Here is a 14,330-nt window from a genome sequence, read left to right as displayed (position 1 = left end):
ACTATTTTTTCGGATGTTTTGCTTCAAATTCTTCGGTTATCTGAATGATCTTCTGGCACAGCATTGCCAATTCCGCAGTCTGCTTTTCCAGCTTGTAGAGATAGGCTCCTGCTTTTTTCTCGGAAAAATTTTTGTACAATAGCTTTACAATTTGATTATAGTTCACGCCTACGGAACGGAACTGGCTGTGAAACGAAGTCAGTCGCATATAAAAATCAACCGTGCCCTTGTCAATTTTAACCGATTTCATTTCCTTGCCAAACAAGAGCGAAATGATAAATTTTGCCTTGTTGGGCATTCCCGATGCTTCATACAGCGATAATAGCCTGGCATCTTCTTCGTCGGTAAGACGGAATACATGGCGGTGGATGCTCGGCTGGACTTTTGGCTTACGCCCGCCTTTGTTCTGTTTTCTGTTATTGTTCTCTTTCATCACAAATCCATTTATAATCCATAAAAAACCCCGACTCCGGAGTGGTTTTTCCAGCCCCCGGCAGGGCAAGTTGTTTTGAGGCACGAACTCGGTTTCGAGTGCCTCAAAACACAACTTGCCGTGTTCTGTCGAACACAAGAATCCGCCCTTCGGGACGGATTGGATGCAACAGGGATAATGCCCCGGCGCACTTCTTTCTATTGTTCTTTTTGCCAATCGTATTTTGCATGAATCCGTCAGTTAAAATCATTTTGCAAAGTAAAGGCCTGGCCGTCGGAATATTGCAAAACCGCGCCCGGACAAACACTTCAGCTGAATGCCAACCCATGCCACATTGCTAGTATGACCGCAGTATCCTTATTTCTTTGCGCTGGACGGATGGCAGGAACTCCATCATGAAAGAAAGACCGACAGCATGCAGGCAGCCGGTACTGCTATACTAACGGCTTGATTCCGAGATTGCTGGAACAAAAGCGTAATGGCTTCCAATCAAGCTTGCTAGCTTGCTCTCCAGAATGCCGGAGTATAGGAATGCAAGTGAGATGCCTACCCTGCCGGATAGCATTCCTGCCTGCTCTCGAGCAATCAGGAAGCCAAGAAAGCCTGCCGGCTATCCGGCAAGCAAGCCTGAACGAAAGCAGGAATGCCCGGCTGATTGCCCGCAGGACTGCCACTACTAAGAAACTTTAAATTTTTAAAATATGGACACAAAAAAGAAACCGCTTTTTATCGCCTTTTCTTCCCAAAAAGGCGGTGTCGGCAAAAGCACCTTTACAACGCTCGTTGCAAGCACGATGCACTATCGATTGGGCTACAATGTTGCTGTATTCGATGCGGATTTTCCACAGCACAGCCTAGTGAAAATGAAAGCAAGAGATCTGGCAATGGTCATGGAAAATGAAACTTTGAAAAAGCTGGCCTACAGGCAATTTACTACCATCAACAAAAAAGCCTATCCGATATTGCAGCACAAGGCGGATAATGTATTGGAAGCGGCAAACGAATTTGCTGCTGCTGCTGCCGTTCCCATTGATGTGGTATTTTTTGACCTGCCGGGAACCGTAAACACGCCCGGAATCCTCAAAGCGCTGGCCGGCATGCACCACGTTTTCACGCCCATCACGGCAGACCGCGTGGTCATGGAGAGCACCCTCATCTTTACGCAGCTTTTGCAGGACGTGATCATGAAGAAAGGGGAAACTTCCATAAAAACCATCAATCTCTTTTGGAACCAGGTGGACGGCAGGGAAAGCACGCCGCTGTATGGCGTTTACCACCAGCTAATCGAACAATTGGGACTGCCCTTGATGCAGAGCCAGATCAAGAGCAGTACCCGCTTCCGCAAGGAAAGCGAAGCGGACAGCAGGACGGTGTTCCGCTCTACCCTGATGCCTCCAGAGGAACGGCTGATGAAAGCGTGCCAATTGGACTTATTTGTCGCGGAATTTTTGAAAATCATTCAGCTATAGCCCTATGGAGAAAGAGAATAGAAAAAAAGCTGCGCCGGATATCAATGAGGAAATGATGATGAACCTGATGGTGGACGGCGTAAAAAAAGACGGAATACGCCTCCCTGCTGAACCCGCCGAAAAGCTGGAAAATGAAAATGTAAAACCGGAAGGATCTACAAGGCATAAACCCGTTCAAAAAGAAAAGAGCCGAACAAAGCAAAACCTTGGTGAAAGTTATGGCGACCATTTTTTAAAAACCCATTCGATGACCCGGCGTGGAAATAAAAGCATCTATATCCGGCAGGAATACCACGAGCGGCTTTCCCGCATCATTCAAGTCATGGGAAAGGATGAGATACCGCTGTACGCTTATCTTGACAATATTCTGGAGCATCATTTTGAACTCTTCGAGAAAGCGATTACGGATGATTTCAACGAAAAATTTAAGCCTATTTTTTAAAACATTTGATTATGGAAATAGTAATTGTGATTTGCCTGCTTATAATTATTATCCTGCTAGTACAGGACAAGATTACCATTAAAAAAAGGTGTGATCAAAAGCAACCGACAATGGAAAAAGCCACACCGAACCTCCCTGATATAATGGGGCAGCCCAAAGCCGCAAGAACACTTCCAGTTGCAGTCACTTCCACTGAGCGCCAAGTTCTGGAACCAGAGATTAACCCAGCTGATTTAGACATTGAATATGACGAAAATGAAAACGTCGGCATTCAAATGCCGCAGTCAGCACTGGACGAAGTTTTCAGCAATAGGCCTGATTTAGAGGAAGAGGAAGAAGAATGGAGCAGGTACGGAATATCCGGTGGCGATGACAGTCTTGCCCAAGGAGTTACCTATGAAGAACTAAGCGCTGCAGCGGCGTTGCTCCAAAAAGAAAATCTGCAACAAGCCCAAAAGCAAACAGCAGCAGCGGTTGTCCAGCGATTGCAGGGTACTGAATTATTCAGCCTGCTGGAAAATTCCGTCGCGGGCGCTTCCCAAAAAATTGTCGCACTCTTGGACAGCACACTCTCATCTGAAACGAAGGACCGTTCTTCCGCTTTGAGTAAGGATGACCTGGAGCAGTTTGACATCGGCGACTTTGCGTAGGGTGCCTCCAAAAAGAAAAGCAGCGATCCCAATAAGTGCCGGCGTTTTTTTATGCCTGATAGTCATTGCAATGCCTCTTACTGCCAAGAAATCCCAACCGCTTCCATCTCGAAGAAGAGCTTCTTTTTGCTAAGATATTTGCTCCCGAAAGCCCGCAAAGCGCAGGATAAGTCTAAAAACATAAGTGTTTCAATCATGAAAAAACAAAGAAAAAAAGTACTGCTGGCAGCATTGGCCATGCTATCAGTAACCGGTGCCTCCGCACAGGGAGACGGCACGGCCGGCATCACGGAAGCTACCCAGATGGTCACCTCCTATTTCGACCCCGCCACCCAGCTCATTTATGCCATCGGTGCCGTGGTAGGGCTGATAGGCGGCGTCAAGGTGTACAACAAATTCAGTTCCGGCGACCCCGACACGAGCAAGACGGCAGCTTCCTGGTTCGGCGCCTGCATCTTCCTGATCGTGGCAGCTACCGTGCTCCGCTCCTTCTTCCTGTAATCCTGCGCCCTATGAATTACAACATCAACAAAGGCATCGGAAGGACGGTAGAGTTCAAGGGGCTGAAAGCGCAGTACCTGTTCATTTTTGCCGGCGGGCTGCTTGGGATCCTGATCTTGGTCATGATTCTGTACATGGCAGGCGCCAATTCTTATTTCTGCCTGCTTCTCGGAGCTGGCGGCGCTTCGCTCCTCGTGTGGCAGACCTTTTCCCTCAACAGGAAATACGGAGCGCACGGGCTGATGAAAATCGGCGCACGGAAAAGGCATCCCCGCTACATCATCTGCCGCAGATCGGTACGCCGCTATTTAAAAACCACCACAAAACCTAATGCCTTATGAGAAACACAGCAAAAACAGCAACGCTGGAAAGCAAGTTTCCGCTGCTGGCAGTCGAGCACAACTGTATCGTCTCTAAAGACGCAGACATTACCGCCTGCTTTGAAGTGCGGCTTCCGGAACTGTTCACGGTTGCTTCTGCGGAATATGAAGCCATCCATGCCGCCTGGCACAAGGCTGTCAAGACACTGCCTGATTTTACGGTGGTCCACAAGCAGGACTGGTACATCAAGGAAAGCTATGCCCCTGATCTGGAAAAGGAAGACCAGAGCTTCCTGGCGAAATCCTACCAGCGCCATTTCAACGAGCGCCCGTTCCTAAACCATTACTGCTACCTGTTCCTGACCAAGACCACCAAGGAGCGGCTGCGCACGCAGAGCAATTTCTCCTCCCTGTGCAAAGGCGCGCTCCTGCCAAAGGAAATCAGGGATACCGAAGCGATCCATCGTTTTATGGAAGCCGTCGCGCAGTTCGAGCGCAGCATCAACGATAGCGGGCTGATCCGGCTGGACCGGCTGCGTGAAGAAGATATTGTCGGCACCGGTGAAAAGCAGGGCTTTCTGGAACAGTACCTGACGCTTTCCAGGGAAGCAGGGACGCCGCTGCAGGACATCGCGCTGGGCGCTGAAGAGGTCCGCATCGGAAGCAAGAGGCTTTGCCTGCATACCCTCTCCGATACGGACGACCTGCCCGGAACCGTTTCGGCGGACGACCGCTATGAAAAACTTTCTACCGACCGGAGCGACTGCCGATTGTCATTTGCCGCACCGGTCGGGCTCCTGCTGAGCTGCAACCACATCTACAACCAGTACCTGTTTTTGGACAACAGCGAAGACAATCTTCAGAAGTTCGAGAAGTCTGCAAGAAACATGCACTCCCTGGCCCGGTACAGCCGCGCCAACCAGATCAACAGGGAGTGGATCGAAAAATACCTGAACGAAGCCCATTCCTTCGGCCTTTCTTCGATCAGGGCGCACTTCAACATTATGGCCTGGTCCGACGACCCGGCAGAACTCAAGCAGCTGAAAAACGACTGCGGCAGCGCACTGGCGCTGATGGAATGCAAGCCGCGGCACAATACCACCGACACGGCTGCGCTCTATTGGGCGGGAATTCCGGGCAACGCAGGCGATTTTCCGAGCGAGGAAAGCTTCTACACCTTCATCGAGCCGGCCCTGTGCTTCTTTACCGAGGAAACCAATTACCGCAATTCGTCCTCGACCTTTGGCATCAAGATGGCGGACAGGCTCACGGGCAAGCCCATCCATCTTGATATCTCGGACCTGCCGATGAAGCGCGGGATCATCACCAACCGCAACAAGTTCATACTAGGTCCTTCCGGCTCGGGAAAATCGTTCTTCACCAACCATATGGTACGGCAGTATTACGAGCAGGGCGCGCACGTGCTGCTGGTCGATACCGGGAACTCCTACCAGGGACTGTGCGAGCTCATCAAGGGTAAGACCAAAGGGGAAGACGGGGTCTATTTTACCTATACCGAAGACAACCCGATTGCTTTCAACCCCTTTTACACCGATGACGGCGTATTTGACATTGAAAAAAGGGAAAGCATAAAGACGCTCATCCTTACCCTCTGGAAACGGGATGACGAGCCCCCGACCCGCTCGGAAGAAGTCGCCCTTTCCAATGCGGTAAGCGGTTACATCGAACGGATTAGGCACGACCAACTGCATCCTTCCTTTAACGGCTTTTACGAATATGCCAAGTGCGATTACCGCCGGGTAATTGAGGAAAAACACGTCAGGGAAAAGGATTTTGACCTCGCCAATTTCCTCAATGTGCTGGAGCCCTATTACAAAGGCGGCGAGTACGATTACCTGCTCAATTCCGACAAGCAGCTGGACCTGCTTTCCAAGCGGTTCATCGTTTTTGAGATCGATGCCATCAAAGACCACAAGATCCTGTTTCCCATCGTGACCATCATCATCATGGAAGTCTTTATCAACAAGATGCGAAGGCACAAAGGAGTCCGCAAGCTGATACTGATCGAGGAGGCCTGGAAGGCTATAGCCAAGGAAGGTATGGCCGAATACATCAAGTATCTGTTTAAGACGGTCAGGAAGTTTTTTGGGGAAGCCATCGTAGTGACCCAGGAAGTGGATGACATCATCCAGTCCCCTATCGTCAAGGAAAGCATCATCAACAATTCCGACTGCAAGATCCTTTTGGACCAGCGCAAGTACATGAACAAGTTCGATGACATCCAGGCGATGCTGGGACTGACCGACAAGGAAAAGGCGCAGGTGCTGTCGATGAATATGGATAACGATGCCTCCCGCCTTTACAAAGAGGTGTGGATCGGCCTGGGCGGTACGGACTCGGCAGTGTATGCCACTGAAGTCAGCCTGGAGGAGTATCTCGCCTACACTACCGAAGAAACAGAAAAAATGGAAGTGATGCGGCTGGCGTCCGAACTGGGCGGCAATGTGGAGCTCGCCATCAAGCACATCGCCCAGCAGCGGCGGGAGGAATCAAATCAGAACTGAATAACAATTAAAACCATAGAAAATGAAAAAGCTAATTTTTACGGCCTGCGCAGCACTCATCCTTTGCGCAGCACCGGCCAGCGGCCAGATGGTAGTATCGGACCCGGCCAGCCTGGCCTCGGGAATCGTCAACAGCGCCAACGAGATCGTGCAGACTTCCAACACGGTCAGCAACGTGGTCAAGAACTTCAACGAGGTCAAGAAAGTCTACGAGCAGGGCAAGGAATACTATGACAAGCTCAAGGCCGTGAGCAGCCTTGTGAAAGACGCCCGCAAGGTACAGCAGACCGTGCTTCTGGTCGGGGACGTCTCCGAGATGTACGTCACCAATTTCGGCAAGATGATGAACGATCCCAAGTTCACCCCGCAGGAACTCGCTGCCATCGGCAACGGCTATGCGGCGCTGCTCAGCGAAAGCACCGAACTGCTTAAAGAATTGAAGCAGATCATAACGGCTACCAACCTGTCCCTGAATGACAAGGAGCGCATGGATATCATCGACCGGGTCTACAAAGAAGTCAAGCAGTACCACAGCCTGGTGCGCTACTATACCAGCAAGAACATCTCGGTAAGCTACCTCAGGGCCAAGAAGAAAAATGATGCCAGGCGCACCCTTGAGCTCTATGGCACTTCCAACCAAAAATACTGGTAGGCCATGGAATGGAACAACCTACACGAAGTCCTGCGTTCGCTCTACGATGACATGATGCCGCTTGCCGGCGATATGGCCGCGGTGGCAAAAGGGCTGGCAGGACTGGGCGCGCTGTTTTATGTGGCGCTGAAGGTCTGGCAGGCGCTCAGCCGCGCCGAACCCATCGACATGTACCCGCTGCTGCGCCCCTTTGCCCTTGGAATCTGCATCATGTTTTTCCCCACCATCGTGCTGGGAAGCATTAATGCAATCCTGAGCCCCGTGGTGACAGGCACGCATGAAATACTCGAAGACCAGGTGCTGGACCTCAACAAGCTGCAGGAGCAGAAAGACCAGCTCGAATACGAGGCCATGGTCCGGAATCCCGAGACCGCCTACATGGTTTCGGATGAAGAGTTCGACAGGCAGCTGGACGAGCTGGGCTGGTCGCCCTCGGACATCGGGACCATGTCAGGCATGTACATGGACCGCCAGGCCTACAAGGTGGAGAAGGCGATCAAGGACTGGTTCCGCAACCTGCTGGAAGTCCTTTTCCAGGCGGCAGCACTGGTGATCGATACCATCAGGACATTTTTCCTGATCGTGCTTTCCATACTCGGGCCCATCGCCTTTGCCATATCCGTGTGGGACGGTTTCCAGTCGACGCTCAACCAGTGGTTTACGCGGTACATAAGCGTCTACCTCTGGCTTCCGGTCGCGGACCTCTTCAGCTCGATGCTGGCCAGGATCCAGTCCCTGATACTGGAACGCGACATCGAGATGCTGTCTGATCCGGCATTTATTCCCGACACGTCAAACACCGTGTATATCATTTTCATGATCATCGGCATCGTGGGCTACTTCACCATTCCGACCGTGACAGGCTGGATCATCCAGGCCGGCGGCGCCGGGAACTTTACCCGCAATGTCAACCAGACCGCGATGAAAGCCGGGAATATCACGGGTGCCGGAGCCGGTTCGGCGGCAGGAAATATCGGCGGCAGGCTGCTGAACAGATAAAATTAACCAAACAGTCAAGAAAATGGAGTTTAAGACACTGAGAAATATCGAAAACAGCTTCAGGCAGATAAGATTATACGCAATCGTGTTTGCCGTGCTCTGCACGGGCATGGCAGCATATGCGGTATGGAGGTCCTACAGCTTTGCGGAAGCGCAGCGCCAGAAAATATATGTGCTGGACAACGGCAAATCGCTCATGCTCGCACTTGCGCAGGATGCGTCCATCAACCGGCCTGTGGAAGCAAGGGAACACGTAAGGCGGTTCCACGAACTGTTCTTTACGCTCGCTCCGGATAAAAACGCCATCGAGGGCAACATGAAGAGGGCCTTTAATCTGGCCGACAGGAGCGCCTTTGACTATTACAAGGACCTCTCGGAAAAAGGATATTACAACCGCGTCATATCGGGCAACGTGCAGCAGCGCATCGAGATTGACAGCGTGGCCTGCAATTTCGAGAAGTATCCGTATGCGGTCCGCACCTATGCCAGGCAGTACATCATCCGCTCGAGCAACGTGACCAAGCGCGGCCTTGTGACGTCCTGCTTTCTGGTGAATTCCGTGCGCTCGGACAACAACCCGCAGGGCTTCAACATCGAAAAGTTCTCCGTGGTGGAAAACAGGGACATCGAAGTCATCGAACGCTAAATGGACTATCATGAAAAGAATAAGAACAGCTATAAGCAACTGGCTTGACCGCCAGGATGAGCGCTGGCGGGCTCTCCCTTTACACAGGCAGCAGCGCTATACGATGTACTTTTTTTCAGCGTACCTGCTGCTTACCGCCGCAGTATTCCTGAAGATCTGGTACGACATGGCAACATCTGGCAGCAGGATGTTCACCGAGCACATTGACAGCCCTGTGCGGAAAAAGGAGGCGCTGCCTCAAAAAATTGCACACATTACCAAACCAATTAAAAGAAATAATTTATGAAGGAAAATGAAAAAAAGGCCAGCGTCCTGGTCAAGGAAGCCGGCACCTCCGGCGCTCACCCTCTGCCTGATGCTGAAAAGAGCGGCATGGAACGGCTTAAAAAACCTGCGATATTTGTACTTATGGGAAGCGTCTTTCTCGGATGCCTATACCTGATATTCAACCCGGCGCCAGACCCCGAGGCAATCGAGAATATCGGACTGAACGGCGCCGTCCCTCAGGCCAGCGAAGCCGGGATGCAGGCCGACAAGCAGAAGGCGTACGAGCAGGAAATGCTGGAACAGAAAAACCAGGAAAAACGCAGTGCCCTGACCACGCTTTCGGATTACTGGAATGAGAGCAGTTCCTCCAGTAAGAAGCAAGATACACTCGCTGGCCAGAAAGACCAAAGCATGGGTCACGACAATAATCCCGAAAGTTCAGATCATCCTGCGCTAAGCAGCTACCGCAGTTCCCAAAGCGCGCTCGGTTCCTTTTATAAGGATGACAATAATGAGACCCGCGAGCTCCGAAGACAGCTGGATGAGCTGCAAGAAAAGCTGGCTGCCAATGACGTTCCCAAAAGCGCGACCGTGGACGACCAGCTGGCACTTATGGAAAAATCCTACCAGATGGCGGCAAAGTACCTTCCGAACGGCACCCATACTAATGGAGCTGCCACAGAAAAAAGCGGTACAGCTGCCAGTAAGCAAAACGATTATTTTGCAGCATTCGCCCCAGCAGAGAAGAACGCCGTTTCGGCCTTGTACAGGGAGCCTTCTGACAGTGCTTTTTTAGCGGACTGGAGTGCTGACAGAAACAGGAACTTTTATACATCTGGATATGGACGGCAGACCGCCCAGCCGAAAAACAGCGTGAAAGCCTGCATACAGGAAACACAGACCCTGATTGGTGAAACTGGCGTGCGCCTGCGTTTACTGGAACCTGCCCAGACCCCCGGCCGAACCATTCCGCAGGGAACGCTCTTGACGGCAATCGCTAAATTCCAGAGCGGCCGCCTGCAGCTGAAAGTTACTTCCCTGGAACTTGATGGCAATATTATCCCCGTGGACATCATCATTTACGACCTTGACGGGCAGCAGGGCCTGCACGTCCCGTATTCTCCTGAAATAAATGCCCTTGCCGAGATGGCAGGCAACATGAGCCAGACTTCAGGAACCAGCCTGATGCTGACCCAATCCGCGGGACAGCAGGCTGCGGCCGATTTGAGCCGGGGCGTCGTTCAGGGCATTTCGGGCTATTTCTCCAAAAAAGTAAAAACGCCAAAAGTGACCCTGAAAGCGGGCCATCAGGTATTTCTTGTCTCTAAAAAACAATAGCAAACTAAAATAACCTAAAAATGAAAAATTATTTAAAAACCATTGGGGCTGCAGCCCTTATGATCGGCGCTGCCGCTGCCGCTCTTGCACAGGAAACTATAAAAAACCCGCTTGCCTTGGGCAGGATAGCATCGTACGAAATGCAGGTTACCTACGATAAGACTTCCCATCTGATCTTCCCGAGCGCCATACGTTATGTGGATATGGGAAGCGAGTACCTGATTGCAGGAAAAGCAGCTGATGCAGAAAATGTGCTTCGCGTAAAAGCGTCGATAAAGGATTTTGTGCCCGAAACCAATTTTTCGGTGATTACCGAAGACGGGCGTTTTTACAGCTTCGACGCCTATTACAGCGCCTGCCCGACTACATTGAGCTACAGCCTGCAAGCAATGCAGGAGGCGGCGGCTACATCTTCCGGACAGGATGTACTATTTGAAGAGTTGGGAAACAATTCGCCATCCCTGGCAGGCCTTATACTGGAAACAATCTATAAAAAGGACAGCCGCATTGTAAAACATATCGGGGCGAAAAGTTTCGGAATCCAGTTTATTCTCAAGGGAATCTACATCCACAACGGCAAGTACTATTTCCATACGGAACTGGAAAATCGCACGAATGTTCCGTTCCAGATTGATTTTATCAATTTCAAGGTGGTGGATAAGAAAGTAGCCAGACGCACCGTGATACAGGAAAGACCGGTGCCGCCGCTTCGCAGTTACAAGCCTTTGGAAGGAATTGGCGGCAAATCGGCCGGACAAAACGTATTCCTGCTGGACCAGCTTACAATCGCCGATGACAAGGTACTGCTAATTGCCATTTTTGAGAAAAACGGCGGCAGGCACCAGACACTCCAAGTCGAAAACGCAGACTTAATCAAGGCGCGCCTTATTAATGATATGCACCTCAAATTTTAGCAACCCTTTCAAAGCAATCCTATGAAAAAATATATCTATACCGTGATGCTCCTCCTGGCGTCCATCATGATATCAAACGCACAACGCATGCTGCCTAAGCAAAAAGGACTGGAAGTAAATGCCGGTGTACTAACCAATGATAAAATCGGCAACGATTATTACATCACTATCGGAATGACCATCAACGGTAAAAATGGAAACTACCGTCTCTGGGCTTTAGAGTATGCACACCACTATTATCAATATAAGGACATCCGAATTCCGCAGGAAACCTATACGGCAGAAGGCGGCTACAGTTTCTTCCTGCTGGGCGATGCCCGCAAGAACTTCACATTGAACTTCGGAATAACTGGCATAGCCGGGCATGAAACCATCAATCGCGGCGAAGCACTGTTATTTGACGGGGCAAAGATAATTAGTGAAGACAATATCATCTACGGAGCTGGCGGAAGAATAACTTTTGAGACTTACCTATCAGACCATTTTGTGTTAGTCCTAGCTGGGCGTACAAGAGTCTTCTGGGGTACGGATATGAAGCAGTTCCGTCCTTCTGCTGGTGTGGGAATAAGATTTAATTTTTAAAAACAGAAAAATGATAGCACTATTCAATAAATTCAGATTAGGATTAAGCTCAATATATATAACGTTAGCAATCCTTGCAACTTCGGTTTCTTTAGTATCTTGTAGCAAAGATGATGAACTCGAAATACAGAACAACTTTCCTTTTGAGGTCAATGTGATGCCCGTTCCCAAAGAGGTTGCCAATGGGCAGACCGTAGAAATACGCATCACCATACAGCGCAGCGGGAACTATAGCGGCACGCAGTATTTCCTCCGCTACTTTCAATTTGACGGGGAAGGTACGCTTCGCTGTTTCGATGACCCGGCTTACCTGCCCAATGATCTGTATCCGTTGCCAGCCGCGCAGTTCCGGTTATACTATACCGCTGCATCTGCCGTCTCGCAGTCGTTTGATGTTTGGATTTCAGATAGCTTCGGGAATGAAAGAAAAGTAAGCTTTCAATTTAATAGCAGCGATTGAGCCAGTTGCCGTGACATATAAAAAACCGACAGCAGTCGGTTTTTTATTTTTTAATCGGCACGATTCCTAAATAATCGCTGCCCGCCTTACATGCGGGTTGGTTTAAAAGGCTGCCTCCTTGATCGGCGGCAGCCTTTGGTGATCTAATTAAGGTTTAGGATTTCTGCACCGCCCAAGGCAAAGCCTGTACACAAGTCAAATGCTTTCTGTGATTTGAGCTGTGCAGTTCCGCCCAAAACAATGCTCTGCAACTTTGCTTCATCGTTCTTGTAATTTCTCACGTTTTGGTAGTAGCCCGTAACCGCATTGTACGCTCCGAACAACGTGCCCTTTGTCGTTTCCATCTGCTGCGAGTCGCTTGCCATTGCATACGCAAAGGCATCCTCGACGGTATTTTTAAAAAGTGCTGAAACCTCATGCGCTGCACCTTTTTTGAGTAAATCGAAAGTTTCCTTATTGGGACAAAGTGCCAACTGCAGCAGCTTTCTCACTTCCTTGTCTGTTACCTTTACTTTTGCCCATTCATTGAAAATGCACTCTAATTGGCTGCTCAAGGTGTCCGTCAACCCCATAATCTTGTGGGCGCTCTCAATACGCTGTTTTGCTCCCGAGGTGTGCCTGATACGTACTACATTGGTCATATTGCGCAAGGAAGCGTTCAGGGTATTTTGGCATACGATACGGACAGGCGTAAAAGCGGCTGTGATGCTCCCGCTGCCATCGTGCGAAGTGGTCAGGAAAATGTACTTTTCCGTAACATCATCGCCATTTCCAACACGGATATAGTCAGGCAGTTTGGCTGTGATGAAAATACGTTCCCCGTTCCCTAACGCTCCTGCGGTTTCATAGAGAATTCCCTCGCCGCCGCCTACAATGGCGTCAAAGAAGTTAAACGCTTCACGGTTCTGCACGATATGGTAGTCTTTGCCTACCACGCCCAATACTGCATTGTTATCCGTGCGTATATTGGCAAAGTAGTCAGGGACTTCCAATTCGCTGCTGCCCATCTCGATACTGTCAGCCGTTTGAATAATGCCCGAACCTTTGGCAAACAGCGGCCTTTTAACGACTTCGTAATCCAACCCTGCAAATTTGATAGCTTCCTCGCTTGTCGGGTATTGCGCTACGATCTGCCCTAGTTTGTGCCATGCTTTTTCCTTTACGCTAAAGAAGGAATAGCGTCCTGTTTCGCTGTTGAAATTGATATTGTGTGCCATGATAAAATGATTTATATATTTATTAATTGTCTGAATGCTATTAATTAAAAAGGGACGTCTTCTTCCAAAGGCTTTGCTTCGAGCGCTGCACGCTCCGTTATCGGAACAGCACGCTCCGCATCCGCTTTCCTGCCCCCTGCGTGCAGCTTGATGCTGGAGGTGTTGAAATCCAGCCCTGCTCGCGCTTCCCCGTCTTTTCCTGTCCACGCCCTTGCGCTTACCCTTCCCGTAAGTTCTACCACCGTACCTTTTGTCAAGATTGTGGCAACCTTAGGGCTGAGCCAGTAGGCGCAGTCGAAATATGTCACCTGCTCAATTCGCTCACCCGCCCTGTTTTTGTAGCTGTCGTTGATGGCTACCGAGAAGCTTACTACTGTCCTGCTGTCCGACACGTTGCGCACCTGCGCATCCGCTGTCACTCTTCCTGTGATGTTCATGATTTCTACTTTTTAAGTGATTAATTTTTATGCTTTTCTTTTGAAATTTTATTCGGCAATGAAAGGAGGTGCTGTTTTGTTTCATCAAATCCATCTTTACTATTTTACTTTTCATTGCTGACATTTTTTTTATTCGTCTAAAGAGCCGGAGTATGCTGTGTTTCGTTTCGGGAGCATCAAAAGGTCAGTGTCTAGCCATAGCAACGCTCTTTCAAAAAATACGACCCGGCTGGGTGGAGATTTTTTGAAAGACCTGAAGGGCCCGGCCTTGCTATTGCGCTACCGACACGGAAATACCTTTGCTGCTGAAATGAGACAAAAGCATGCTGGCTATTGCATTTAAAAATGAACGGGAAGCAATGAAAGACAAGAAAGGAATGCAAGGTCAGAACACCTGCCACTGTGCGGCAGGTTTTTAAAAATGACCTGTTTGTAAAGAACCTGAGAGTCTTGGTGCCTAACCCCGGAAGAAAGCAGT

At 49.9% G+C, this 14,330-nt stretch carries 17 protein-coding genes; 14 read left to right on the top strand and 3 right to left on the bottom strand.

Translation table 11 applies throughout. The features are described 5' to 3' along the window. Position 1: 1 nt before the first annotated feature. Positions 2–433 carry a conjugal transfer protein MobA gene (gene mobA / locus ACFPVY_RS02165; protein WP_379790265.1) on the bottom strand — a complete coding sequence of 144 codons (432 nt, stop codon included), beginning with the start codon at positions 431–433 and terminating at the stop codon, positions 2–4. Positions 434–1,134: 701 nt separating this feature from the next. On the opposite strand from mobA, the gene ACFPVY_RS02160 reads away from it, so the two are divergent. The 14 genes from ACFPVY_RS02160 (at position 1,135) to ACFPVY_RS02095 (ending at position 12,198) form a co-directional block, all read left to right on the top strand. Next, positions 1,135–1,902 (top strand): ParA family protein, encoded by a 768-nt coding sequence (locus ACFPVY_RS02160; protein ID WP_379790059.1) that lies wholly within the window; start codon positions 1,135–1,137, stop codon positions 1,900–1,902. A 4-nt stretch (positions 1,903–1,906) separates the two neighbouring features. Continuing rightward, complete coding sequence (locus ACFPVY_RS02155) at positions 1,907–2,344, top strand: DUF3408 domain-containing protein (protein WP_379790058.1); 438 nt, start codon at positions 1,907–1,909, stop codon at positions 2,342–2,344. A gap of 11 nt (positions 2,345–2,355) precedes the next feature. After that, entirely contained in the window at positions 2,356–2,994 is a 639-nt protein-coding gene (locus ACFPVY_RS02150; protein ID WP_379790057.1) for a conjugal transfer protein TraD, read from the top strand. A 195-nt stretch (positions 2,995–3,189) separates the two neighbouring features. Continuing rightward, the gene (locus ACFPVY_RS02145) at positions 3,190–3,495 is read left to right on the top strand and encodes a DUF4134 domain-containing protein (RefSeq protein ID WP_379790056.1); all 306 of its coding nucleotides are present in this window, start codon (positions 3,190–3,192) and stop codon (positions 3,493–3,495) included. Positions 3,496–3,506: 11 nt separating this feature from the next. Beyond that, complete coding sequence (locus tag ACFPVY_RS02140) at positions 3,507–3,836, top strand: DUF4133 domain-containing protein (RefSeq protein ID WP_379790055.1); 330 nt, start codon at positions 3,507–3,509, stop codon at positions 3,834–3,836. Then, positions 3,833–6,340, top strand: coding sequence for a TraG family conjugative transposon ATPase (locus tag ACFPVY_RS02135; RefSeq protein WP_379790053.1), 2,508 nt, complete (start codon positions 3,833–3,835; stop codon positions 6,338–6,340). Before ACFPVY_RS02140 ends, ACFPVY_RS02135 begins: the two co-directional genes overlap by 4 nt. A gap of 22 nt (positions 6,341–6,362) precedes the next feature. Beyond that, the gene (locus ACFPVY_RS02130; RefSeq protein ID WP_379790052.1) at positions 6,363–6,992 is read left to right on the top strand and encodes a DUF4141 domain-containing protein; all 630 of its coding nucleotides are present in this window, start codon (positions 6,363–6,365) and stop codon (positions 6,990–6,992) included. Between the two features lie 3 nt (positions 6,993–6,995). Next, positions 6,996–7,991 (top strand): conjugative transposon protein TraJ, encoded by a 996-nt coding sequence (gene traJ, locus ACFPVY_RS02125; RefSeq protein ID WP_379790051.1) that lies wholly within the window; start codon positions 6,996–6,998, stop codon positions 7,989–7,991. A 22-nt stretch (positions 7,992–8,013) separates the two neighbouring features. Continuing rightward, positions 8,014–8,637: a conjugative transposon protein TraK gene (gene traK / locus ACFPVY_RS02120; RefSeq protein WP_379790050.1), complete on the top strand. Its 624-nt coding sequence runs from the start codon at positions 8,014–8,016 to the stop codon at positions 8,635–8,637. A gap of 10 nt (positions 8,638–8,647) precedes the next feature. Continuing rightward, a complete protein-coding gene (locus tag ACFPVY_RS02115) occupies positions 8,648–8,923 on the top strand; it encodes a nitrogen regulatory IIA protein (RefSeq protein WP_379790049.1) in 276 nt (91 codons plus the stop codon). Continuing rightward, on the top strand, positions 8,920–10,242 hold the full coding sequence (gene traM, locus ACFPVY_RS02110; protein WP_379790047.1) for a conjugative transposon protein TraM: 1,323 nt from the start codon (positions 8,920–8,922) through the stop codon (positions 10,240–10,242). The genes ACFPVY_RS02115 and traM overlap by 4 nt, the downstream gene beginning before the upstream one ends. A gap of 20 nt (positions 10,243–10,262) precedes the next feature. After that, a complete protein-coding gene (traN, locus tag ACFPVY_RS02105; RefSeq protein WP_379790046.1) occupies positions 10,263–11,156 on the top strand; it encodes a conjugative transposon protein TraN in 894 nt (297 codons plus the stop codon). Between the two features lie 21 nt (positions 11,157–11,177). Beyond that, positions 11,178–11,738 (top strand): conjugal transfer protein TraO, encoded by a 561-nt coding sequence (locus ACFPVY_RS02100; protein ID WP_379790045.1) that lies wholly within the window; start codon positions 11,178–11,180, stop codon positions 11,736–11,738. A gap of 10 nt (positions 11,739–11,748) precedes the next feature. After that, positions 11,749–12,198, top strand: a complete 450-nt coding sequence (locus tag ACFPVY_RS02095; protein ID WP_379790043.1) for a DUF3872 domain-containing protein — start codon at positions 11,749–11,751, stop codon at positions 12,196–12,198. 143 nt (positions 12,199–12,341) lie between these two features. On the opposite strand, the gene ACFPVY_RS02090 is transcribed toward ACFPVY_RS02095, so the two are convergent. Both ACFPVY_RS02090 and ACFPVY_RS02085 read right to left on the bottom strand, forming a co-directional pair. Beyond that, positions 12,342–13,415: a DUF932 domain-containing protein gene (locus ACFPVY_RS02090; RefSeq protein WP_379790042.1), complete on the bottom strand. Its 1,074-nt coding sequence runs from the start codon at positions 13,413–13,415 to the stop codon at positions 12,342–12,344. Positions 13,416–13,459: 44 nt separating this feature from the next. Further along, positions 13,460–13,852, bottom strand: coding sequence for a single-stranded DNA-binding protein (locus tag ACFPVY_RS02085; RefSeq protein WP_379790041.1), 393 nt, complete (start codon positions 13,850–13,852; stop codon positions 13,460–13,462). Positions 13,853–14,330: the final 478 nt, after the last annotated feature.

Origin of the sequence: Flavobacterium qiangtangense (genome assembly GCF_042658345.1) — a bacterium.
Lineage (GTDB): Bacteria > Bacteroidota > Bacteroidia > Flavobacteriales > Flavobacteriaceae > Flavobacterium > Flavobacterium qiangtangense.
This window is presented reverse-complemented; position numbering and strand designations above follow the sequence as displayed.